At 61.1% G+C, this 22,383-nt stretch carries 22 protein-coding genes; 13 read left to right on the forward strand and 9 right to left on the reverse strand.

Going from position 1 to position 22,383, the window contains the following annotated elements; genetic code table 11:
- Positions 1-58 precede the first annotated feature (58 nt).
- The 3 genes from betC (at position 59) to K5Y35_RS07230 (ending at position 4,333) form a co-directional block, all read left to right on the forward strand.
- Positions 59-1,573: a choline-sulfatase gene (gene betC, locus K5Y35_RS07220; protein WP_222833980.1), complete on the forward strand. Its 1,515-nt coding sequence runs from the start codon at positions 59-61 to the stop codon at positions 1,571-1,573.
- A gap of 15 nt (positions 1,574-1,588) precedes the next feature.
- Positions 1,589-2,509: a choline ABC transporter substrate-binding protein gene (gene choX, locus K5Y35_RS07225; protein ID WP_128615016.1), complete on the forward strand. Its 921-nt coding sequence runs from the start codon at positions 1,589-1,591 to the stop codon at positions 2,507-2,509.
- A 255-nt stretch (positions 2,510-2,764) separates the two neighbouring features.
- Complete coding sequence (locus K5Y35_RS07230) at positions 2,765-4,333, forward strand: SulP family inorganic anion transporter (protein ID WP_222833981.1); 1,569 nt, start codon at positions 2,765-2,767, stop codon at positions 4,331-4,333.
- Between the two features lie 115 nt (positions 4,334-4,448).
- Here the strand turns inward: K5Y35_RS07230 and aroE are convergent, their stop codons facing one another.
- Positions 4,449-5,270: a shikimate dehydrogenase gene (gene aroE / locus K5Y35_RS07235; RefSeq protein ID WP_123470132.1), complete on the reverse strand. Its 822-nt coding sequence runs from the start codon at positions 5,268-5,270 to the stop codon at positions 4,449-4,451.
- Positions 5,270-6,187 carry an oxygen-dependent coproporphyrinogen oxidase gene (gene hemF, locus K5Y35_RS07240; protein ID WP_123470131.1) on the reverse strand — a complete coding sequence of 306 codons (918 nt, stop codon included), beginning with the start codon at positions 6,185-6,187 and terminating at the stop codon, positions 5,270-5,272. The genes aroE and hemF overlap by 1 nt, the downstream gene beginning before the upstream one ends.
- Before the next feature lie 163 nt (positions 6,188-6,350).
- Between hemF and K5Y35_RS07245 the strand changes: the two genes are divergently transcribed.
- Positions 6,351-7,328: a quinone oxidoreductase family protein gene (locus K5Y35_RS07245; protein ID WP_186746956.1), complete on the forward strand. Its 978-nt coding sequence runs from the start codon at positions 6,351-6,353 to the stop codon at positions 7,326-7,328.
- 65 nt (positions 7,329-7,393) lie between these two features.
- Here K5Y35_RS07245 and K5Y35_RS07250 read toward each other — a convergent pair whose 3' ends face one another.
- The 4 genes from K5Y35_RS07250 to K5Y35_RS07265 all read right to left on the reverse strand — a co-directional run bounded on the left by K5Y35_RS07250 (position 7,394) and on the right by K5Y35_RS07265 (position 11,124).
- Positions 7,394-8,068 (reverse strand): hypothetical protein, encoded by a 675-nt coding sequence (locus K5Y35_RS07250; protein WP_222833982.1) that lies wholly within the window; start codon positions 8,066-8,068, stop codon positions 7,394-7,396.
- 238 nt (positions 8,069-8,306) lie between these two features.
- Positions 8,307-8,864, reverse strand: coding sequence for an L-threonylcarbamoyladenylate synthase (locus tag K5Y35_RS07255; protein ID WP_123470125.1), 558 nt, complete (start codon positions 8,862-8,864; stop codon positions 8,307-8,309).
- A gap of 54 nt (positions 8,865-8,918) precedes the next feature.
- Positions 8,919-10,019 carry a DNA-processing protein DprA gene (dprA, locus tag K5Y35_RS07260; protein WP_222833983.1) on the reverse strand — a complete coding sequence of 367 codons (1,101 nt, stop codon included), beginning with the start codon at positions 10,017-10,019 and terminating at the stop codon, positions 8,919-8,921.
- Positions 10,020-10,098: 79 nt separating this feature from the next.
- Positions 10,099-11,124, reverse strand: a complete 1,026-nt coding sequence (locus K5Y35_RS07265) for a LysM peptidoglycan-binding domain-containing protein (protein ID WP_123470122.1) — start codon at positions 11,122-11,124, stop codon at positions 10,099-10,101.
- 159 nt (positions 11,125-11,283) lie between these two features.
- Here K5Y35_RS07265 and def point away from each other — a divergent pair, with 159 nt between their 5' ends.
- From def to K5Y35_RS07290, 5 genes are all read left to right on the forward strand, one after another.
- On the forward strand, positions 11,284-11,790 hold the full coding sequence (gene def, locus K5Y35_RS07270) for a peptide deformylase (RefSeq protein WP_027610272.1): 507 nt from the start codon (positions 11,284-11,286) through the stop codon (positions 11,788-11,790).
- A gap of 57 nt (positions 11,791-11,847) precedes the next feature.
- Positions 11,848-12,807, forward strand: coding sequence for a methionyl-tRNA formyltransferase (fmt, locus tag K5Y35_RS07275; protein WP_222833984.1), 960 nt, complete (start codon positions 11,848-11,850; stop codon positions 12,805-12,807).
- The gene (gene rsmB / locus K5Y35_RS07280; protein WP_123470118.1) at positions 12,804-14,114 is read left to right on the forward strand and encodes a 16S rRNA (cytosine(967)-C(5))-methyltransferase RsmB; all 1,311 of its coding nucleotides are present in this window, start codon (positions 12,804-12,806) and stop codon (positions 14,112-14,114) included. Before fmt ends, rsmB begins: the two co-directional genes overlap by 4 nt.
- Before the next feature lie 22 nt (positions 14,115-14,136).
- Positions 14,137-15,513: a Trk system potassium transporter TrkA gene (gene trkA, locus K5Y35_RS07285; RefSeq protein WP_007911861.1), complete on the forward strand. Its 1,377-nt coding sequence runs from the start codon at positions 14,137-14,139 to the stop codon at positions 15,511-15,513.
- Positions 15,514-15,681: 168 nt separating this feature from the next.
- Positions 15,682-15,996 carry a tetratricopeptide repeat protein gene (locus tag K5Y35_RS07290; RefSeq protein WP_123470116.1) on the forward strand — a complete coding sequence of 105 codons (315 nt, stop codon included), beginning with the start codon at positions 15,682-15,684 and terminating at the stop codon, positions 15,994-15,996.
- 1 nt (position 15,997) lies between these two features.
- Here K5Y35_RS07290 and K5Y35_RS07295 read toward each other — a convergent pair whose 3' ends face one another.
- From K5Y35_RS07295 to K5Y35_RS07305, 3 genes are all read right to left on the reverse strand, one after another.
- Positions 15,998-16,237: a PilZ domain-containing protein gene (locus K5Y35_RS07295; protein WP_123470115.1), complete on the reverse strand. Its 240-nt coding sequence runs from the start codon at positions 16,235-16,237 to the stop codon at positions 15,998-16,000.
- A gap of 73 nt (positions 16,238-16,310) precedes the next feature.
- On the reverse strand, positions 16,311-17,198 hold the full coding sequence (locus K5Y35_RS07300; RefSeq protein ID WP_222833985.1) for a lysophospholipid acyltransferase: 888 nt from the start codon (positions 17,196-17,198) through the stop codon (positions 16,311-16,313).
- A 40-nt stretch (positions 17,199-17,238) separates the two neighbouring features.
- Complete coding sequence (locus K5Y35_RS07305) at positions 17,239-17,796, reverse strand: DNA-3-methyladenine glycosylase I (RefSeq protein WP_128615007.1); 558 nt, start codon at positions 17,794-17,796, stop codon at positions 17,239-17,241.
- Between the two features lie 81 nt (positions 17,797-17,877).
- Here K5Y35_RS07305 and glyQ point away from each other — a divergent pair, with 81 nt between their 5' ends.
- The 4 genes from glyQ to K5Y35_RS07325 all read left to right on the forward strand — a co-directional run bounded on the left by glyQ (position 17,878) and on the right by K5Y35_RS07325 (position 22,288).
- Complete coding sequence (gene glyQ, locus K5Y35_RS07310; protein WP_003187265.1) at positions 17,878-18,831, forward strand: glycine--tRNA ligase subunit alpha; 954 nt, start codon at positions 17,878-17,880, stop codon at positions 18,829-18,831.
- Positions 18,828-20,882, forward strand: a complete 2,055-nt coding sequence (gene glyS / locus K5Y35_RS07315; RefSeq protein ID WP_222833986.1) for a glycine--tRNA ligase subunit beta — start codon at positions 18,828-18,830, stop codon at positions 20,880-20,882. Before glyQ ends, glyS begins: the two co-directional genes overlap by 4 nt.
- A 4-nt stretch (positions 20,883-20,886) precedes the next feature.
- Positions 20,887-21,426, forward strand: coding sequence for a D-glycero-beta-D-manno-heptose 1,7-bisphosphate 7-phosphatase (gene gmhB / locus K5Y35_RS07320; RefSeq protein WP_177490547.1), 540 nt, complete (start codon positions 20,887-20,889; stop codon positions 21,424-21,426).
- Between the two features lie 82 nt (positions 21,427-21,508).
- Positions 21,509-22,288: a lysophospholipid acyltransferase family protein gene (locus tag K5Y35_RS07325; protein WP_222833987.1), complete on the forward strand. Its 780-nt coding sequence runs from the start codon at positions 21,509-21,511 to the stop codon at positions 22,286-22,288.
- The last annotated feature ends 95 nt before the right edge of the window (positions 22,289-22,383 follow it).

Below are 22,383 nucleotides of genomic sequence, written 5' to 3' on the forward strand. Positions count from 1 at the left end.
CTCCATGCTCGATCGCAGCAATGTCGCATAAATATTCACTATGGAATGCCGCGATCACATGAAGCGCAAGAACATTCTTTTCATCATGGCCGATCAAATGGCCGCGCCAATGTTGCCAATCTACGGCCCGTCGCCGATCAAATTGCCGAACCTTTCGCGCCTCGCCGCTCAAGGCGTGGTGTTCGATGCCGCGTACTGCAACAGTCCGTTGTGCGCTCCGTCGCGCTTCACCCTGGTCAGCGGCCAGTTGCCGAGCAAGATCGGCGCCTACGACAACGCTGCCGATTTCCCCGCCGACATTCCGACCTACGCCCACTATCTGCGCCGCCTCGGCTACCGCACCGCGCTGTCGGGCAAGATGCATTTCTGCGGCCCGGATCAATTGCACGGCTATGAAGAACGCCTGACCAGCGACATCTACCCGGCCGACTACGGCTGGGCGGTGAACTGGGACGAACCGGATGTGCGTCCGAGCTGGTATCACAACATGTCATCGGTACTGCAGGCAGGGCCGTGCGTGCGCACCAATCAGCTCGACTTCGATGAAGAGGTGGTGTTCAAGGCCCAGCAATACCTGTTCGACCACATTCGCGAGGACGGCGACCAGCCGTTCTGCCTGACCGTGTCGATGACACATCCACACGACCCGTACACAATTCCCAAGGCGTTCTGGGATTTGTACGACGACAGTGACATCCCGTTGCCGACCACCCCGGATCAACACGCCCTCGATCCGCATTCGCAGCGCCTGTTCAAGGTCTACGACCTGTGGGACAAGCCGCTGCCTGTGGATAAGATTCGCGACGCGCGCCGTGCCTACTTCGGTGCCTGCAGCTATATCGACGCCAACGTCGGCAAACTCCTGCAAACCCTGGAAGATACCGGGCTGATCGACGACACCATCATCGTCTTCTCCGGCGACCACGGCGACATGCTTGGCGAGAAGGGGCTCTGGTACAAAATGCACTGGTTCGAGATGGCCGCACGGGTGCCGCTGCTGATCAGCGCTCCGGGGCAATTCGCTGCCGGCCGGGTCAGCGCCGCGGTGTCCACCGCCGACCTGTTGCCGACCTTCGTCGAACTGGCCGGCGGTAGCCTGGAGCCGAACTTGCCGCTGGACGGCCGCTCGCTGCTGGCGCATCTGCAAGGGGAGGGCGGGCATGACGAAGTGTTCGGCGAATACATGGCTGAAGGCACGGTCAGCCCGCTGATGATGATCCGTCGCGGCGCGTACAAATTTATCTACAGTGAAAGCGACCCGTGCCTACTCTTCGACGTACACAACGATCCGCGTGAACTCGAAGAACTCAGCCAGTCGCCGCAACATCGCCCGCTTTTCGACGATTTTCTCGCCGAAGCGCGGGCCAAGTGGGACATTCCGGCGATTCACCGCGCTGTACTCGCCAGCCAGCGCCGCCGTCGTTTTGTTGCCGATGCCCTGACCATCGGCAAACTGAAGAGCTGGGATCACCAGCCGCTGGTGGACGCCAGTCAGCAGTACATGCGCAACCACATCGACCTCGATGACCTGGAGCGCAAGGCCCGTTATCCACAACCCTGCCAAAACCAATAATGTAAGGGGAATTCCATGCGCAAGTTATCCACAGTAGTGACGGTCGGCCTGATAGCGCTGAGCAGCGCATCGGCATTCGCCGAACAAAGCTGCGACACAGTGAAAATGGCCGACCCGGGCTGGAGCGACATTGCCGCCACCAACGCCATCACCGGGTTTCTGCTGGATGGCATGGGCTACAAGGCCAAGGTCGATACCCTCGCGGTACCGATCACCTTCGGCGGGTTGAAGGACGGTCAGGTCGATGTGTTTCTCGGCAACTGGATGCCGGCGCAACAGGGCTTTTACGACAAATTCGTCGCCCCTGGCGATGTCACGCAACTGGCGAAGAACCTGGACGGTACGGAATTTACCCTGGCGGTGCCGGATTACGTGTGGGACGCCGGTGTGCATAACTTTGCCGACCTGAATAAATACGCCGACAAGTTCGATCGCAAGATCTACGGCATCGGCTCGGGCGCCCCGGCGAACATTTCACTGCAGGAAATCATCAAGAAAAACGATTTCGACATGGGCCAGTGGAAGCTGATTGAATCCAGCGAACAGGCGATGCTCGCCGAAGTGTCGCGCGCAGTGAAGAAACAGAAATTCGTCACCTTCCTCGGCTGGACACCGCACCCGATGAACGTGCAGTTGAAAATGCATTATCTGAAGGGCGGCGAAAAATACTTTGGCGATACCGGCAGCGTGTACACACTGACGCGCAAGGGTTACGCCGACGCATGTCCGAACGTGGGTAAGTTGCTGACCAATCTGTCGTTCACTCAGGAGATGGAGAACAGCATCATGGCTGAGGTGGTGAACAAGAAGGTCAGCAATGCCGACGCCGCCAAGGCCTGGATCAAGGCCAATCCGGCGGTGCTGGATAAATGGCTGGAGGGGGTGAAGACCGTCGATGGGAAGGACGCGTTGGCGGCGGTCAAGGCAAAGCTTTGATTGTGGGACTGTTGGAATTGTGCCCGGCGTGAGATTTTTACCCCCTCACCCAAGCCCTCTCCCTCAGGGGGGCGAGGGGGCAGGGAGCCGATATCTGTTGGATTCAAAACTTGCGTTCAACTCTGAAATCGCAGGTCGGTGAATCTCTGATAAACACCGCGCTCAGTTCCCTCTCCCTCTGGGAGAGGGCCAGGGTGAGGGGCCTTTCCCCTGACACCCTGATAACCTTGAACAAAACCCCAACCGCGAGGCTCCATGGCCGTCCCCAGCCGCCACTCTCTCTTCCCCTTCCTCACCTGGTTGCCGCGACAAACCCGCGCCAGCGTCGGACGGGATCTGATCGTCGGCCTCAGCGGAGCGATTCTCGCGTTACCCCAGTCGATCGCCTACGCGCTGATTGCCGGCCTGCCGCCGGAGTACGGCCTCTACGCCGCGATCATCCCGGTGATGATCGCCTGCCTGTGGGGTTCGTCGTGGCATCTGATCTGTGGCCCGACGGCAGCGATTTCGATTGTGTTGTATGCCAGTGTCAGTCCACTGGCCGTCCCCGCGTCGCAGGACTACATCACGCTGATCCTGTTGCTGACCTTTCTTGCCGGCATCTTCCAGTGGCTGCTGGGCTTGCTGCGCTTCGGCGCTTTGGTGAATTTCGTGTCGCATTCCGTGGTGCTGGGGTTCACCCTCGGCGCGGCAGTGGTGATTGCGATCGGCCAATTGCCCAACCTGCTCGGGCTGGACCTGCCGGCGAAAGCCACGGCACTGGCCAGCCTGATGGACCTGCTGCAACACCTGCGGGCTGTGGATAAACCCTCATTGGCATTGGGCGTGGCGACGGTGCTGGTCGGTTTCGTGCTCAAACAACTGCTGCCGCGCTGGCCGACCCTGTTGATAACTTTGGTGCTGGGCAGTGCAGTCGTGTGGCTGTGGCCGTCGATGTTCGGCCATGTGCATCTGGTCAGCACTTTTGTCGGACGCTTGCCGCCGTTCAGTGGGTTACCGCTGGATCTGGATCTGATTCTGCGCTTGCTGCCGAGTGCGGTGGCAGTGGGCATGCTCGCACTGGTCACCAGTCTGTCGATCGCCCGCTCGATTGCTGCACGTTCGCAGCAACTGCTCGATGCCAATCAGGAAGTGCGTGCGCAGGGTTTATCGAATATCGTCGGCGCGTTCTTTTCCGGATCGTTGTCCGCCGGCTCCTTCACCCGTTCCGGCCTGAGTTACGAGGCGGGCGCCTGCTCACCGCTGGCCGGGGTATTTTCGGCAATCTGGGTGGCGTTGTTCGCGATTTTCGGCGCCGGACTGATTTCGCACATTCCGATTCCCGCCATGGCCGGGAGCATTCTGTTGATCGCCTGGGGGCTGGTGGATCATCGTGGCATCCGCTCGTTGCTACGGGTCAGCCACGCCGAGTTCGTGGTCATGGCGCTGACCTGCCTCGCAACCTTGCTGCTGGAATTGCAGACAGCGATCTACGCCGGGGTGCTGGCGTCGCTGTTCTTCTACCTCAAGCGCACCTCGCAACCGCGGGTCCAGCATTGGCGCGACGGTGAAGACGATGTGCTGCGGGTCGGTGGCTCGATCTTCTTCGGCGCCAGCCATTACCTGCAAGTGCGCCTGCAAAGGCTGCACGGCACGCGGGTGGTGATTGATGCGCAGCACATCAACTTCATCGACTATTCCGGCGTGGAGATGCTGCATCAGGAAGCGCGGCGCCTGCTGCACCAGAATCGCAGCCTGACCCTGCGCCGGGCACGGCCACAGGTGGTGGAGGAGTTGCGCAAGCTGGAAGGGCCGGAGAAATGCCCGATCCGGTTTGAGGACTGATCCAACAAACACCGCATGCCTCTGTAGGCGTGAGCCTGCTCGCGAGATCGGAGTGTCAGACACAAATGTTTCAACTGACACTCCGCTCTCGCGAGCAGGCTCACTCCTGCAAGGATTATTGCGCTAGCTGGCGGCGTAGTTCGGCCAGCACCGGCGCCGTATCCGGGCGCACGCCGCGCCACAGGTAAAACGCCTCGGCTGCTTGCTCAGCCAGCATCCCCAGACCATCCATCGACACCGCCGCACCATGCTCGCTGGCCCAACGGCAGAACGCAGTCGGTTCCTTGCCGTACATCATGTCGTAGCACAGGGTCTGGCCCGGTTCGATCAGGCTCGGCGCAATCGGCGGCACCTCGCCGGTCAGGCTGGCGGAGGTGGCGTTGATGATCACGTCCACCGGTTCCTGCAACCAGTCGAAACCACTGGCCGACACCGGCCCCAGATCACAGAACAACTCGGCCAGCAGCTCGGCCTTGTCCACCGTGCGGTTGGCGATGATCACCGACGCCGGTTTTTCCGCCAGCAACGGCTCCAGCGCGCCACGCACTGCGCCACCAGCACCGAGCAGGAGGATGCGTTTGCCGGTCAGGCTGAAACCGGCGTTCACCGTCAGGTCGCGCACCAGGCCGGCGCCGTCGGTGTTGTCGCCCAGCAATGAACCATCGGCCAGTTTGCTCAAGGTGTTTACCGCACCAGCCCGTTGCGCACGAGCAGTCAGGCTGTTCGCCAGACGATAGGCCTCTTCCTTGAACGGTACAGTGACGTTGGCGCCGCGACCTTCCTGAAAGAACGCCGTGGCGCAGCCACTAAAGTCGTCGAGTGGCGCCAGCAGGGTGCTGTAGTCGAGGCGTTGCCCGGTCTGCTCGGCAAACAGTTTGTGGATCATCGGCGATTTGCTGTGGCCGATCGGGTTACCGAAAACGACGTAACGATCCATCAGCAGTCCTCAGCGAGCCAGTCGCGGTCTTGCAGGAAGTAGTCGGTCAGGCGCGCTTCTTCGCTGCCGGGCTCGGCTTTGAAATCGTAGGCCCAGCGCACTTGCGGCGGCAGCGACATGAGGATCGACTCGGTACGCCCCCCCGATTGCAGGCCGAACAGGGTGCCACGGTCATACACCAGGTTGAACTCGACATAGCGGCCACGGCGAAATTCCTGGAATTCACGCTGTTTGGCGGTGAACGCATCATGTTTGCGGCGCTGCACGATCGGCAAGTAAGCGTCGATGTAGGCGTCGCCGATGGCACGCATGAAGGCAAAACTGGTATCGAAGTCCCACTCGTTCAGGTCATCGAAGAACAGGCCGCCGATGCCGCGTGGTTCGTGGCGGTGCTTGATGTGGAAGTAGGTGTCGCACCAGGCCTTGTAACGCGGGTAGACGTCTGCACCGAACGGCGCACAGGCCTGCTCGGCAACGCGGTGCCAGTGGATGCAGTCTTGTTCATTGCCGTAATACGGGGTCAGGTCGAAGCCGCCACCGAACCACCAGACCGGCTCTTCACCTTCCTTTTCGGCGATGAAAAAGCGCACGTTGGCGTGGGACGTCGGCACATGCGGGTTGTGCGGGTGAATCACCAGCGACACGCCGAGGGCTTCGAAACCGCGCCCCGCCAGTTCCGGACGATGAGCGCTGGCCGATGGCGGCAAGCCGCTGCCAAACACGTGGGAGAAGTTGACGCCGCCCTTTTCGATCACCGTGCCGTTTTCGATCACACGAGTACGACCGCCACCGCCAGCGGGCCGGGTCCAGGCGTCTTCGACGAAGCGCGTGCCGCCGTCCTCGTTTTCGAGTGCGGCGCAGATGCGGTCTTGCAGGTCGAGCAGATAGGCCTTTACGGCGTCGGTGCGGGTCGTCATGGCTTCACCTTGAATCGGGGCATCACTACGCGGCGCCCCGCAGGCGGGGGTCGACGCAAATGGGCGCGTAGCATACCACCGCAGGCAAGCGCACCGCAGTTGACGAAGATCAAGCAGGAGAGTTGGATAGGGGGCTCACGAAAGACCCAAGGAGAGCAGGCAGATGGCAAAGCGTATCCAGTTCCGCGCCCACGGCGGTCCCGAAGTGCTCGAATATGTTGACTACGAACCCGCCACGCCCGGCCCGAATCAAGTGCGCGTAGCCAACAAGGCAATCGGCCTGAACTTCATCGACACCTATTTCCGCAGTGGCCTCTATGCACCGCCAGCCTTGCCGTCAGGCCTGGGCGCGGAAGGTGCCGGCGTCGTTGACGCGGTCGGCAGTGACGTCACCCGCTTCAAGGTCGGTGATCGTGTGGCGTACGGCAGCGGCCCGTTGGGTGCCTACAGCCAGTTGCACGTATTGCCCCAGGACAACCTGGTGAAACTGCCGGACGAAATCAGTTTTGAAACCGCTGCCGGCGTGATGCTCAAGGGCTTGACCGTGCAGTACCTGCTGCGCCAGACCTATGAACTCAAGGGCGGCGAAACCATTTTGTTCCACGCCGCCGCCGGTGGCGTCGGTTCGCTGGCCTGCCAATGGGCCAAGGCACTGGGGGTGAAGCTGATCGGCACCGTCAGCTCGAAAGCAAAAGCCGAACTGGCCAAGGCCAACGGCGCCTGGGCGACCATTGATTACAGCCATGAAAACGTTGCCCAACGCGTGCTGGAGCTGACCGACGGCAAGAAAGTCCCGGTGGTCTATGACGGCGTCGGCAAGGACACCTGGCTGACCTCGCTCGACAGCGTGTCACCCCGCGGCCTGGTAGTGAGTTTCGGCAATGCGTCCGGTGCCGTGGACGGGGTGAATCTGGGGATACTTGCGGCCAAGGGCTCGCTGTACGTGACCCGGCCGACCCTGGCGACCTACGCCAACAACGCCGAGAACCTGCAACGCATGGCCGATGAACTGTTCGAGATGATCATCAGCGGCAAGCTCAAGGTCGAAATCAGCCAGCGTTACCCACTGGCCGATGCGGCGAAGGCGCAGACCGAGCTGTCGGCTCGGCGCACGACCGGCTCGACCATCCTGCTGCCCTGATAAAACCTTCGGCGTCTTGCCAGTCAGGGTTTCAGAACCCGGCTGGCAAGGCAGTTTGAACGCCTTCACAACTGCAGCGGATGACACGCCAATGGTTTTTGCACGAGGTGGCCAACCGTCGCGTGATCAGGTTGTTGAAGCGCCGCGAGGATTTGCCGCCACTGCGCAGATAACACCCAGTAATCGCCGCGTGCGCGCTGTTCGATGTGCAAGGCATTGGAAGCGATGGGCATCAGGCCGAAACGCTGATAAAAGCGCAGCTGTTGCGACCTGCACAGGGCGGTGACGCCCTGGTAACCGCTTTTTATCGCCCACTCGGTAGCCGCCGCCAGCAGACCGTTGACCGCCACCGGTAGCGGGTTGGTCGAGTACGAGATCAAACGGCTGAATTCGACATGGCGTGACAACGCCACCGTCGGAGAAACATGTTGCTGCGCCAGCGACACCCATTCGAACGGTGCCGGAGTCGCCCTCAGCACTGCCAGCGGCTGGTCGTGCCGGTACAGCAGAAAATGCGTACTGCGCGACCTTATCGCCAGTTTCTCTTCGAACATCCGGGCCCTCGACGTCAGCATGTAATGCTGCAGCCGAAGCCGAAATTGCCGATCAATGAACCGGTCGAACTCCTGAGTATCCGACCCCGCTTCAAGCCTCACGATACGGCAACCCTCATGATGACTCTTCAACGTCACCTGAAGTGCCTGCAGGTAATCCGTGAGTTGCAAATCCGTAGTGTCCATTCTTTCTCCGCAGACCTTAACTTATCGAAGTATTTCGAGTGCAGGGAAAGGATGGTTGCTTTTGGCAAATCCGCCACGCAACGAGGTCTGATAATCCAGTCGGAAAAATCAATGAATCCAGATAGTTGGCGAATTTTCAGACAAGAAAAGCAGCCCCATTGCAGGATAAATCGCAGACACGCGTAGTACTCCTCGCCATCAAACCGAGGAGTACTGACCTTACAAGGTATGGGCCGAATCAGTCGGGGCGAATGACCTTGCCAGTCGCCAGATCACGGATCACGCTGGGGTTCTTGCGCCCGCCCAATTGTCCACCGAGGATCAGATCGAGCTGCCCGCGGAAATACTGCTCGACCCGTAACCGCGTGCGCGCTGCCGGCCGGCCTTGCGGGTTGGCCGAGGTGGAGATCAGGGGCCCGACCATGGAGCACAAATCGCGCACCTGTGGATGATCACTGACCCGCAGCGCCACGGTGTCATGCACGCCCGTCACCCACTCGGGCAACAGGTTCTGATGCGGTACCAGCCAGGTATTCGGCCCCGGCCAGGTGCTGGCCATGCGGTCGATCCACTCCTGCGGGAAGTCTTCGAACAGGAAGTCGAACTGGCGAATGTTGTCGGCAACCAGAATCAGGCCTTTGTCGACCGAACGATTCTTGATCGCCAGCAGCCGATCCACCGCTTCTTCGTTCCACGGGTCGCAACCCAGGCCCCAGACGGCTTCGGTTGGATAGGCAATCACCGCCCCGGCGCGAATCTCTCGTGCGGCTTGTTGCACACGCCAACTGTTAACCATGAAAAAATCTCCGCAAACAGGTTTCGCGCAGTTTACCGATCTTCCCCGTAAAACCTAGCTCACGCGCGCAAACCAGCGGCCATTTTCACTCACCGCCCGGCCCTCCATTTCCAGCTCCGTGAGGGCGGCCAACACCTTGGGCAGTGTCCAGCCGCTGCTGTGGGCCAAGGCTTCACTGGTGTGCGGCGCAGCATGGAGCAGGCATAACAAGGGATGATCGGCACTCGGCGTGCCTGTGGACAAGGCCGGATGTTGCCAGCCTCGCAGGGCTTCGAGGATATGTTCGATGGTTTCCACCAGCACCGCGCCGTCGCGGATCAACTGGTGACAGCCCCGGGCGCCGGGGTGATGGATCGAGCCGGGAATCGCATACACCTCGCGCCCCTGTTCCGCCGCCAGCCGTGCGGTGATCAGCGAACCACTGGCGACACTCGCCTCGACCACCAGTACGCCGAGGGATAAACCGCTGATGATCCGGTTACGTCGCGGAAAGTTGCTGGCGCTGGGTCCGGCATCCAGCGGAAACTCCGAAAGCACGGCGCAACCGGACGCGATCATCGCCTCGGCCAGTCGCTGATTGCGCTGTGGATAAAAATTTTCCAGTCCAGTGCCCAACACCCCGACCGTCAGCCCGCCAACGTCCAGTGCTGCTTGATGCGCGGCGGCATCAATGCCCAAGGCCAGGCCACTGGTGATGACAAAACCGGCCCCGGCCAGGCTGCGCGAAAACGCCGCTGCGGTGTCCATCCCCGGGCGCGAGGCGCGGCGACTGCCCACCATCGCCAGTTGCGGTTTTTCCAGAATATGCGGATCGCCCGCGACGAACAGCAACGGTGGGGGATCGGGAATCTGCGCCAGCAGTGCCGGGTAATCCGCTTGATCCCACATCAGCAAATGCTGCCCGGGCTGCTCTAGCCAGCGCATCGCATGGATCGCGCCGTCGCGCACTTCAGGGCTGCGCCGGGCCTCGGCACTCGCCGCCGGCATACCCAGTGAGCGCCAGGCCGTGGCCGGAGCACTGAGCGCCTTTGATGCCGAGCCAAAGGCTTCAAGCAACCTGGCAAAACGTTTCGGGCCGATTTCCGGCAAACGGTGCAGGCGCAAACGCGCTTCCAGTTCCGCAGGGGAAACCGGCGTACAGACAGACAGCGGCATGGATCATCCTTGATCGTTATAAGCCCCGAACCATTCGGAACAAGCTGTGGATAACTCTGTTGGTAACTTGTTGAGCCTGCTAAGGGTTTCGCACCTTGTCGAGCACCGCCAGTGAGCGCGATGCGTTGAGGACGAGGCCGTAGCTGAGCTTTTCGTAAGTGCGGAACACCATCAGCAAACCAGCCCGCTCATCGGGAATTTTCAGCGGCTGCCCGGTAATCCGGTCGCGCACGGTCTCACCGGTTTTCATCACCACCAGCACATTCCCTTCGGCGAGGCCGTCGCGTTTGCCCTTGTTCAGGGTCACCACGTCCATCACGCCGATCTGTGTGACACCGCGCGGCACGTCGATAATCACGCCGTTGATATGGGTGGCGGGCGCGCTGGGCATGAACGTCGAGTTGATCGAACGCTCTTCGCCACTGAATAAGCGGTCACCCAGACGCACCTCCTGCGTGGTGCGTTGCAGGGCAAGGGTGGCGACGTCACCTTCGGTGGCGACGATTTCACCGCCGCCGATGTCGTCGGCGTTGATCCCGAGAAACTCCTTGGTCTGTGGGTCGGTGTAGACCTTGCCTTGACGGAAGATGCCGTACACCGGCTGGCTCGGGTCGAAATGGCCGCGGGCGAAAATCCGGTCGCCGGTGCCGCTGAGCACCCGTTCGGCGTCGCCGGCGACGATGTACGGCGCCTTGTCGAAGTCCTCGACCTTGTCGACGATGCGGTTGCTCAGGAGAAAACTGTTGATCGACTTGAGTGGAATGCTCGGAATCGCCTCGGCCACCGGACTGGTGCGGATGCGCGGCGACAGTTTGATCGTGCCCCGTGACTCGCCTCGATTGAGGGTCAGTTGCGGCTGGCCGTTGACGTAGCTGAGCGTCAGGGTGTCGCCGGGATAAATCAGGTTGGGGTTTTCGATCTGCGGGTTGGCCCGCCACAGCTGCGGCCATTGCCAGGGCTCGCGCAGGTATTTGCCGGAGATATCCCAGAGGGTATCCCCCGAAACCACCGTGTATTGCTGTGGAAAACCATCCCTGAGTTGCACTTGCCCTTGCGCCACGCCGGCCGAAGCCAGAAGCAGCAGGGCGAGTAGTGTTTTCCTCATGCAGCGAATCCCTTTATCATGTGCGTTCGCGTGAACCGTCAGAGCCCCCGTGGCTCGCTACTGCAAACTGCATTAGCTACGCTTCACAACGGTAGCCTGCATCTTCGGACCTGCCAGGCCATCGACCCGACTTTACTCAACATGTGCAGCAATCAGCCTATGGCCATTTTAAACATCCTCGAATTCCCGGACCCGCGTCTGCGCACTATCGCCAAGCCTGTGGCCGTAGTGGACGACGAAGTGCGTCAGTTGGTCGATGATATGTTTGAAACAATGTATGAAGCGCCGGGCATCGGCCTCGCCGCGACCCAGGTCAACGTGCACAAACGTATTGTCGTGATGGACCTTTCCGAAGACCGCACCGAGCCACGGGTGTTCATCAACCCCGAGTTCGAATCGCTGACCGACGAGATGGATCAGTACCAGGAAGGTTGCCTCTCGGTACCGGGCTTCTACGAAAACGTCGACCGCCCGCAGAAGGTCAAAATCAAGGCGCTGGACCGCGACGGCCAACCTTACGAACTGATCGCCGAAGGCCTGCTTGCGGTGTGCATTCAGCACGAATGCGACCACCTCAACGGCAAGTTGTTCGTCGATTACCTGTCCACGCTCAAACGCGACCGGATCAAGAAGAAACTGGAAAAGCTCCACCGCCAGAACGCTTGATGCCCCTCTTCAAAGGCTTGCTGCGGCAAGCCTTTTTCTTTTTATGAGACGCCTTCCATGACTGAGCCACTGCGCATCGTTTTTGCCGGTACCCCGGAATTTGCCGCCGAACACCTCAAGGCCCTGCTGAACAGCCCTTACGAGATCGTTGCGGTCTACACCCAGCCGGATCGTCCGGCCGGTCGTGGGCAAAAACTGATGCCGAGCCCGGTCAAACAACTCGCCCTGGAAAACAATATCCAGGTGTTGCAGCCACCGACCCTGCGCAACGCGGATGCTCAGGCAGAGCTTGCCGCATTGAAGCCGGACTTGATGGTGGTGGTCGCCTACGGCCTGATTCTGCCGCAAGCGGTGCTGGATATTCCGCGCCTGGGTTGCATCAACAGTCACGCTTCGCTGCTGCCACGCTGGCGCGGTGCGGCGCCGATCCAGCGCGCCGTGGAACACGGTGATGCCGAAAGCGGCGTGACCGTGATGCGCATGGAAGCCGGCCTCGATACCGGGCCGATGCTGCTCAAGGTCGTCACCCCGATCAGCGCCGACGACACCGGCGGCACGCTGCACGACCGTCTCGCCGAGATGGGCCCGCCAGCGGTGGTGCAGGCGATTGCCGGCCTGGCCGCAGGCACGCTCGAAGGCGAAGTGCAGAACGACGCGCTCGCCACCTACGCGCACAAGCTGAACAAGGACGAAGCACGCATCGACTGGAGCCGTCCGGCAGTCGAGCTGGAGCGTCTGGTGCGCGCCTTCAACCCGTGGCCGATCACCCACAGCACGCTCAACGGTGAAGCGCTGAAAGTACTGGCGGCAACACTTGCTGAAGGCAAGGGCGCGCCAGGCGAAGTGCTCAGCGCCAGCAAGGACGGTTTGATCGTCGCTTGCGGCGAGCAGGCGCTGTGCCTGACCCGCCTGCAATTGCCCGGCGGCAAGGCGCTGAACTTCAGCGACTTGTTCAACAGCCGACGTGAGAAATTCGCCGTCGGCACCGTGCTCGGCGCCGTGGCGGACGCGCAATGAACCCGCGTCTGGCCGCCGCCAAGGCACTCGCCGCCGTGCTCAGCGGCAAGGCTTCGCTGAACAGTTCGCTGCCGACACAACTGGACAAGGTCGAAGACCGCGATCGCGGTTTCACCCAGGATCTGGCGTTCGGCACCGCGCGCTGGCAACCACGCCTGTCGGCGCTGGCCGAGAAGCTGCTGCAAAAGCCGTTCAAAGCTGCGGATGCCGATGTCGAGGCGCTGCTGCTGGTCGGTCTCTATCAATTGCTCTACACCCGCGTGCCGGCCCACGCCGCCATCGGCGAAACCGTGGGTTGCGCCGACAAGCTGAAAAAGCCTTGGGCCAAAGGCCTGCTCAACGCCGTGCTGCGCAATGCCCAGCGCGAAAGCGCGACGATTTTCGCCGAACTGGAGCGCGACCCAGTGGTGCGCACGGCTCATCCGCGCTGGCTGCAAAAATCCCTGAAGGCCTTCTGGCCGGAGCAGTGGGAAGCCATCTGCGCGGCGAACAACGCGCATCCACCGATGATTTTGCGGGTCAATCGCCGCCATCACAGCCGCGACGCCTATCTCGGTTTGCTGACGGACGCTGGCATTGCTGCGACGCCATGCGTCTACAGTCGCGACGGCATCGTCCTCGAATCCGCTGCCGATGTACGCAGCCTGCCGGGCTTCGCCGAGGGCTGGATCAGCGTGCAGGACGAGGCCGCACAACTGGCCGCCGATCTGCTTGATCTGGCGCCGGGCCAGCGCGTGCTCGACGCCTGCTGCGCGCCCGGCGGCAAGACTTGCCACATCCTCGAAGCCGAACCGGCGCTGGCCGGCGTGGTCGCGGTGGACCTGGAAGCCAAGCGTCTGGTGCGCGTTAAGGAAAACCTCGAACGCCTCGGTCTAAACGCCGAACTGATCGCCGCCGACGGCCGCGATACGGCGAAATGGTGGGACGGCAAACCGTTCCAGCGCATTCTGCTCGACGCGCCATGCTCGGCGACCGGGGTGATCCGCCGCCACCCGGACATCAAGCTGACCCGTCAGCCAGATGACATCGTCGCCCTCGCGCAACTGCAAGGCGAGTTGCTCGACGCGATGTGGAAAACCCTCGAAGTCGGCGGCATCCTGCTGTACGCCACCTGCTCGACCTTGCCGACCGAGAACACCGAAGTCATCGCTGCGTTCCTCGAGCGCACGCCCGGTGCCCGTGAACTGGATCTGGCCACCTCGGCCGGGATCAAACAGCCCCATGGTCGCCAATTGCTGGCCCAACAGGGCGGGCATGACGGGTTCTACTACGCCAAACTGATCAAGATCGCTGCCGCGCGCGGCTAAACGGATTCAACGGAGTGACTGGATGAAAATCATCATCCTCGGTGCGGGACAGGTCGGCGGTTCGCTGGCCGAGCATTTGGCCAGCGAGGCCAACGACATCACGGTGGTCGACACTGACGGCGAGCGCCTGCGCGACCTCGGCGACCGCCTCGACATCCGCACCGTGCAGGGCCGGGGCTCGCTGCCGTCGGTGCTGCGTCAGGCCGGCGCCGACGACGCCGACATGCTGGTGGCGGTGACCAACAGCGACGAGACCAACATGGTCGCCTGCCAGGTTGCCCACACGTTGTTCCACACCCCGACCAAAATCGCCCGGGTGCGCGAAGCGTCCTACCTCAATCGCGAGGAGCAGTTGTTCCAGAACGAAGCGATCCCGGTCGACGTGCTGATCAGCCCCGAGCAAGTGGTGACCAACTACATCAAACGCCTGATCCAGCATCCCGGCGCCTTGCAGGTGATCGACTTCGCCGAGGGTGCAGCGCAACTGGTCGCGGTGCGCGCCTATTACGGCGGGCCGTTGGTGGGTCAGCAACTGCGGCAGTTGCGTGAACACATGCCAAATGTCGAAACCCGCGTGGCAGCGATTTTCCGCCGTGACCGACCGATCCTGCCGCAAGGCGACACGGTGATCGAAGCGGACGATGAAGTCTTCTTCATCGCCGCCCGTGAGAATATTCGCGCGGTCATGAGCGAAATGCGCCGCCTCGACGAAACCTACAAGCGCATTGTCATTGCTGGCGGCGGGCAGATTGGCGAACGCCTGGCCGAGGCCATCGAAAGCCGTTATCAGGTGAAGATCATCGAGATGAGCCCGGCACGTTGCCGCTATCTCTCCGACACCCTCGACAGCACCGTGGTGTTGCAGGGCAGCGCTTCCGACCGCGACCTGCTGCTGGAAGAGAACATCGCCGACGCCGACATCTTCCTCGCGCTGACCAACGATGACGAAGCCAATATCATGTCGTCGTTGCTGGCCAAACGGCTGGGGGCGAAGAAGGTGATGACGATCATCAACAACCCGGCCTACGTCGATCTGATTCAGGGCGGCGACATCGACATCGCCATCAGCCCGCAACTGGCGACCATCGGCACCCTGCTGGCGCACGTGCGCCGTGGCGATATCGTCAGCGTGCACTCACTGCGTCGCGGTGCGGCCGAAGCCATCGAGGCGATTGCCCACGGTGATGCGAAGTCGAGCAAGGTCATCGGCAAACCGATCGAGAAGATCGGCCTGCCACCGGGCACCACAATCGGCGCGGTCATCCGCAACGAACAGGTGATCATCGCCCACGATGACACGGTGATCGAAGCGGGCGACCATGTGATCTTGTTCCTTGTGGATAAAAAGCATATTCGCGATGTGGAGAAGCTGTTTCATGTGGGGTTGAGCTTCTTCTGATCCGGAATGAGCGTTGCCTTCATTGGCCCCATCGCTGGCAAGCCAGCTCCCACAGGTTTTGTGGTTGTTCACAAATGTGATGTGCACCCGAGAACCCTGTGGGGGCTGGCTTGCCAGCGATGGCAGCGCCACAGATCTTCCCTGACACAGCAGAAAAGGAATCCACCGATGCTCGAATCCCTGGAAAAAATGCTCGCCAAGGGTGTGGATAACTCCTTGCTGCGCTTCGGCCTCGGCAAGGGCTATCTGGATCTTGGGGAAAACGCCAAGGCTGCCGAGCACTTTGAGCGCTGTGTCGGCTTCGATCCAAAGTACTCGGCGGCCTGGAAACTGTTGGGCAAGGCACACCTGGCGCTGGGCGATCACGCCGCTGCGCGGCAGGCGTGGGAACAAGGTCTGGAAGCAGCTCGCGTTCATGGCGACAAGCAGGCCGAGAAGGAAATGGCGGTGTTTTTGAAAAAGCTCGATCGTCAGGCGCAATAAATCAGAGGTAGCGAAGACCGATCCCCTCGGCATCCACCGTCACCACTTCCATGCGCACCCGCGGCGCGCCTGTGGGTAAACCCTGCACCTGTCCGTAAACCACTGCGCCTTTGGGCAACGACGCCAGCCGCGGATGCTGCACATACACGCCGGTAGGCGTGAGGTTGCGCGTCTGGCCGAGGCATTCGCCGAAGCTGTCGTGAGTGATCTTGATGCGAAACGATTTGCGGTGTTCGGACATCTTGTTGCGCCCTTTGATGAACGGTTGTGGATAACCTCGGCAGTAAGGTTATCCACAGAACATGCCAATCAGCTCAATACCAGCGCTCTTCGCCCGGCGGACGTTTCTTGAAGCGCTTCATGCTCCACATGTACTGGCTCGGGTACGCCGCCACGTAACGCTCGACGACTTTACTCATCGCTGCGCAAGACTCGGCGGTATCGGTGCTGTACATGGCTTCGGGCGCGGCTTCGAGGATCACTTTGTAGCCAGAGCCGTCAGGCAGGCGCAGGGCGTGGAGGAACACACCCACGGCCTTGCCGCCCGCCAGCATGTTCGGCACGAACTTGCTGGTCAGCGCCTGCGTGGCGAAGAACGGCACGAAGATCCCGGCGGATTCGGCCGGTTCCGGGTCAGCCGGAATGCCCACTGCACCACCTTTGCGCACTTCCTTGATCACACTGAGGATGCCTTCCTTGGTGGAGGCGGCGACTTTGTTGCCCAGTTGCACGCGCTGCTTGCGCAGCAATTCATCCACAGCCTTGAGCTTGGGCGGACGATAAAAAATGATCGGTTTGCACTGGCTGCAATAGAAGTGGTTGAGCACTTCCCAGTTGCCCAGGTGGCTGGTGATGCCGACTACGCCTTTGCCCGAGGCCAATGCGTCCTTGAGAATGTCGAGGCCTTCGACTTCGCGCACCAGATCAATGGAGCGCTGTGCCGGCCAGATCCACGCGCAGGCGCTTTCGGTCAGCGACTTGCCGATGTCTTTCAGACTCTGGCCGACCAGACGCTCACGTTCGGTCGGGTCCATCTGTGGAAAACATTTGGCGAGGTTGATCCGCACCACGTCGCGGGAACGGTTGGGGGTTTTCCACATGATCCAGCCGATTGCCGAACCGACGGCCTGCACGGCCCGCCATGGCAGCAGGGCAAACAGCCGCAGAGCGCCTACCAGCAAGGCGCCTTTAAACTTTTCCACAGGTCACTCCTGATCTTGTGCGGTGCGCGAGGCGGCCATTCTAACCGCCGTTGGCGAGCTGCGCGTAGCGGTCGCAGTCCTGGGTGTGATCCATGACCATGCCCGAGGCCTGCATCAACGCGTAGCAAATGGTCGGGCCGACGAACGTGAACCCGGCCTTTTTCAGGCCTTTGCTCATCGCCAGCGCTTCGGGGGTGATCGCCGGAACTTCGCTGCGATCCTTGAAGTGATTGATGATCGGTTGGCCGCCGACAAACGACCAGAGAAACGCCACCGGGTCCTCCAGCGCCAGCCAGGCCTGGGCATTGCGCCGGGCGGCATTGAGCTTGAGGCGGTTGCGGATGATCCCGGGGTCGAGCATCAATTCGTCGATTTCGGCGTCGCTCATCTGCGCCACGCGTTGTACGTCAAAGCCGAACAACACTTCGCGATAACGCTCGCGCTTGCGCAGCACGGTGATCCAGGACAGCCCGGCCTGGAACCCTTCGAGCAAAAGCAACTCGAACAAACCCTGCGCATCGCGTAGCGGCGTGCCCCACTCCTGGTCGTGATAAGCCATGTACAACGGATCTTCGGTACACCAAAAGCAGCGTGGCATAAGGCTCCAGGGGGCGTGCGCAGCAATGAATCGGGTATACTCCCGCTCTTTAAATCGCAGCCCAAGAAACAGGTGAATTTCGTGAGCCAGCCTACGCCAGCCGTGCGTACCTTCCAAGACTTGATCCTCGCGCTCCAGCAATACTGGGCCGAGCAAGGTTGCGTGGTACTTCAGCCCTACGATATGGAAGTAGGCGCCGGCACTTTCCACACCGCGACCTTCCTCCGCGCCATCGGCCCGGAAACCTGGAACGCCGCTTACGTGCAGCCAAGCCGCCGTCCAACTGACGGCCGTTACGGCGAAAACCCGAACCGTCTGCAGCACTACTACCAGTTCCAGGTAGTCCTGAAGCCGAACCCGGACAACTTCCAGGAACTGTACCTGGGCTCCCTCAAGCATGTCGGCCTGGACCCGCTGGTCCACGACATCCGCTTCGTCGAAGACAACTGGGAATCGCCGACCCTCGGCGCCTGGGGTCTGGGCTGGGAAGTCTGGCTCAACGGCATGGAAGTGACTCAGTTCACTTACTTCCAGCAAGCGGGCGGCATCGAGTGCTACCCGGTAACCGGCGAGATCACTTACGGTCTCGAGCGTCTGGCCATGTACCTGCAAGGCGTGGATTCGGTCTACGACCTGGTCTGGGCTGACGGTCCGTTCGGCAAAGTGACCTACGGCGACGTGTTCCACCAGAACGAAGTGGAGCAGTCCACCTACAACTTCGAACACGCCAACGTCGACAAACTGTTCGAACTGTTCGACTTCTATGAAAGCGAAGCCAAGCGCCTGATCGAGCTCGACCAGCCGCTGCCGTTGCCAAGCTACGAAATGGTCCTGAAGGCGTCGCACACCTTCAACCTGCTGGATGCGCGCCGGGCGATCTCGGTGACCGCGCGTCAGCAATACATTCTGCGCGTACGCACCCTGGCGCGTTCCGTTGCGCAAGCCTACCTGCTGGCACGCGCCAAGCTGGGCTTCCCGATGGCGACCCCGGACCTGCGTGACGAAGTACTGGCCAAGCTGGAGGCTGCACAATGAGTGCGCAAGATTTTCTGGTTGAACTGGGCACCGAAGAACTGCCACCCAAAGCCCTGAACACCCTGGCTGAAGCGTTCCTCGCCGGTATCGACAAGGGCCTGCAAGCGGCAGGTCTGAGCTACGAAACCAAAACCGTCTACGCCGCGCCGCGTCGTCTGGCTGTACTGATCACCGCATTGGCCACCCAGCAGCCGGATCGCAGCATCAACCTCGACGGCCCGCCACGTCAGGCGGCGTTCGACGCTGAAGGCAACCCGACTCAAGCGGCACTGGGCTTTGCCAAGAAGTGCGGCGTCGAGCTGAGCGAAATCGACCAGAGCGGTCCGAAGCTGCGCTACAGCCAGAACATCGCCGGCAAGCCGACCGCAAGTCTGCTGCCGACCATCGTCGAAGATTCGCTGAACGACCTGCCGATCCCGAAACGCATGCGTTGGGGTGCGCGCAAGGAAGAGTTCGTGCGTCCGACCCAGTGGCTGGTGATGCTGCTCGGCGACCAGGTCATCGACTGCACCATCCTCGCGCAAAAGGCTGGCCGTGACTCCCGTGGTCACCGTTTCCACCACCCGGAAAGCGTGCGCATCGGTTCGCCGTCGAGCTATCTCGCTGACCTGCGTGCCGCTTATGTATTGGCCGACGCCAACGAGCGTCGCGAAATCATCAGCAAGCGCACCGAAGAACTGGCGACCCGCCAGGAAGGCACGGCAATCGTTCCGCCAGCACTGCTCGACGAAGTGACCGCGCTGGTTGAATGGCCGGTGCCGCTGGTGTGCTCGTTCGAGGAACGTTTCCTCGATGTGCCGCAGGAAGCACTGATCACCACCATGCAGGACAACCAGAAGTACTTCTGCCTGCTGGATGCCGACGGCAAGTTGCTGCCACGTTTCATCACTGTGGCCAACATCGAAAGCAAAGACCCGCAGCAGATCATCGCCGGTAACGAGAAAGTGGTGCGCCCACGCCTGACCGACGCCGAGTTCTTCTTCAAGCAAGATAAGAAGCAGAAGCTCGAAGCCTTCAATGATCGCCTGAAGAACGTGGTGTTCCAGGAAAAACTCGGCAGCGTCTACGACAAGGCCGAGCGCGTTTCCAAACTGGCTGCGTACATCGCCGCGCGCATTGGCGGCAACGCTTCGTGGGCCGCTCGTGCGGGTCTGCTGTCGAAGTGCGACCTGGCCACCGAAATGGTCGGCGAGTTCCCGGAGATGCAAGGTGTCGCCGGTTACTACTACGCACTGAACGACAACGAGCCGGAAGACGTCGCGCTGGCCCTCAACGAGCAATACATGCCACGTGGTGCCGGTGCTGAACTGCCGGCAACCCTGACCGGTGCCGCCGTTGCGATCGCTGACAAGCTCGACACCCTGGTCGGTATCTTCGGTATCGGCATGCTGCCGACCGGCAGCAAAGACCCGTATGCCCTGCGTCGTGCGGCATTGGGTGTGCTGCGTATCCTGATCGAGAAAAAACTCGATCTGGACCTGAACGACGCCGTGGCTTTCGCCGTGACTGCGTTCGGTGCCAAGGTCAAGGCTGCCGGCCTCAACGAAGCCGTGCCGGAGTTCATCTTCGACCGTCTGCGTGCGCGTTACGAAGACGAAGGCGTGGATGTCGCGACCTACCTGTCGGTACGGGCCCTGAAGCCGGGTTCGGCGCTGGACTTCGACCAACGCGTACAAGCGGTGCAGGCCTTCCGCAAACTGCCGGAAGCGGCAGCGCTGGCGGCGGTGAACAAGCGTGTGTCGAACCTGTTGAGCAAAGTCGAAGGCTCGGTGCCGACCGTGGTCGAAGCCAAGTATTTCGACAACGCCAACGAGTTCTCGCTGTACTCGGCGATCCAGCAAGCGGATCAGGCGGTGCAGCCAATGGCCGCCGCGCGTCAGTACAACGAATCGCTGGCTCGCCTGGCCGCCCTTCGCGAGCCGGTGGATGCGTTCTTCGACGCCGTCATGGTCAATGCCGAAGACGCCAAGGTCCGGGCCAACCGCTATGCGCTGCTGGCGCGTCTGCGTGGTTTGTTCCTGGGTGTTGCCGACATTTCGCTGCTGGGTTGAGGGACTGCTGTTGAAACTGCTGATTCTCGATCGGGACGGAGTGATCAATTACGACTCCGACGCTTACATCAAGTCGGTAGAGGAGTGGATTCCGCTGCCCGGCTCGATCGAGGCGATTGCGCAGTTGAGCAAGGCTGGCTGGACGGTGGCGGTGGCCACCAACCAGTCGGGCATTGCTCGCGGCTACTACGACCTCACCACCCTCGACGCCATGCACGCGCGCCTGCGTACGCTCGTGGCGGAGCAGGGCGGTGAAGTCGGTTTGATCGTGTATTGCCCGCATGGGCCGGACGAAGGTTGCGATTGCCGCAAGCCGAAACCGGGAATGTTGAAAACCATCGCGGCGCATTACAACGTCGAGCTGGCCAATGTCTGGTTCGTCGGCGACAGCCTTGGTGACCTGGAGGCCGCCAAAGCCGTCGATTCACAGCCAGTTTTGGTAAAGACCGGAAAAGGCGCAAAGACTCAGGGCAAAACCCTGCCGGTTGGCACTCTGATTTTTGACGATCTGGCGGCGATTGCCGCAGAACTTATCCACAACTAGAGTACTTCTGAATTCCTGACCAGGGATTGATCGGGAGTGCGCTTGAACACTCGGGCATTGCCCCGTAACGGTAAACGTCACTATGTCGATACTGCGGGCCATCAGAATTTTTCTCTTTTACCTGCTGCTGGGCACCACCTCCCTGCTGTGGTGCAGCTTGAGTTTTTTTATCGCGCCGTTTTTGCCATTCAAGGCGCGTTATCGTTTTATCAACGTGTACTGGTGTCGCTGCGCCTTGTGGTTGACCAAGGTGTTTCTCGGGATCCGTTACGAAATCAAAGGCGCGGAAAACGTGCCTGAGCGGCCCTGCGTGATTCAGTCGAACCACCAGAGCACCTGGGAGACGTTCTTTCTCTCCGCTTATTTCTCGCCGTTGAGCCAGGTGCTCAAACGCGAACTGCTGTACGTGCCGTTCTTCGGCTGGGCCATGGCCATGCTGCGACCGATCGCGATTGATCGCGACAACCCGAAAGCCGCGCTCAAGCAAGTGGCGGCGAAGGGTGACGAGTTGCTCAAGGACAACGTTTGGGTGCTGATCTTCCCGGAAGGGACCCGCGTGCCCTACGGCACTGTCGGCAAGTTCTCCCGCAGTGGTAGCGCACTGGCCGTCAATGCGGCGCTTCCGGTGCTGCCGATTGCACACAATGCCGGCAAATTCTGGCCGAAAGTCGGCTGGGGGAAGATGTCCGGCGTGATCACCGTGGTCATTGGCGAGCCGATGTATGCCGAAGGCACTGGCCCGCGCGCCATCGCCGATCTGAACGACCGGGTGCAAGCCTGGAACGAACAGGCGCAACGGGACATGGGCTCGCTACCACCGGCGCCACAGGCCTCGGCCGGAAGCGATCAGGTGGCTGTCTGAATTTTGTGGATAACCTGTGTACGGTTTTGTTGAAAAAGCCAGAATATTGAAATCAAGTAATTGATTTATATACATATTTCTCAAGCTAATAAAAC

Origin of the sequence: Pseudomonas sp. SC3(2021), from assembly GCF_019856535.1 — a bacterium.
Classification (GTDB): domain Bacteria; phylum Pseudomonadota; class Gammaproteobacteria; order Pseudomonadales; family Pseudomonadaceae; genus Aquipseudomonas; species Aquipseudomonas monsensis.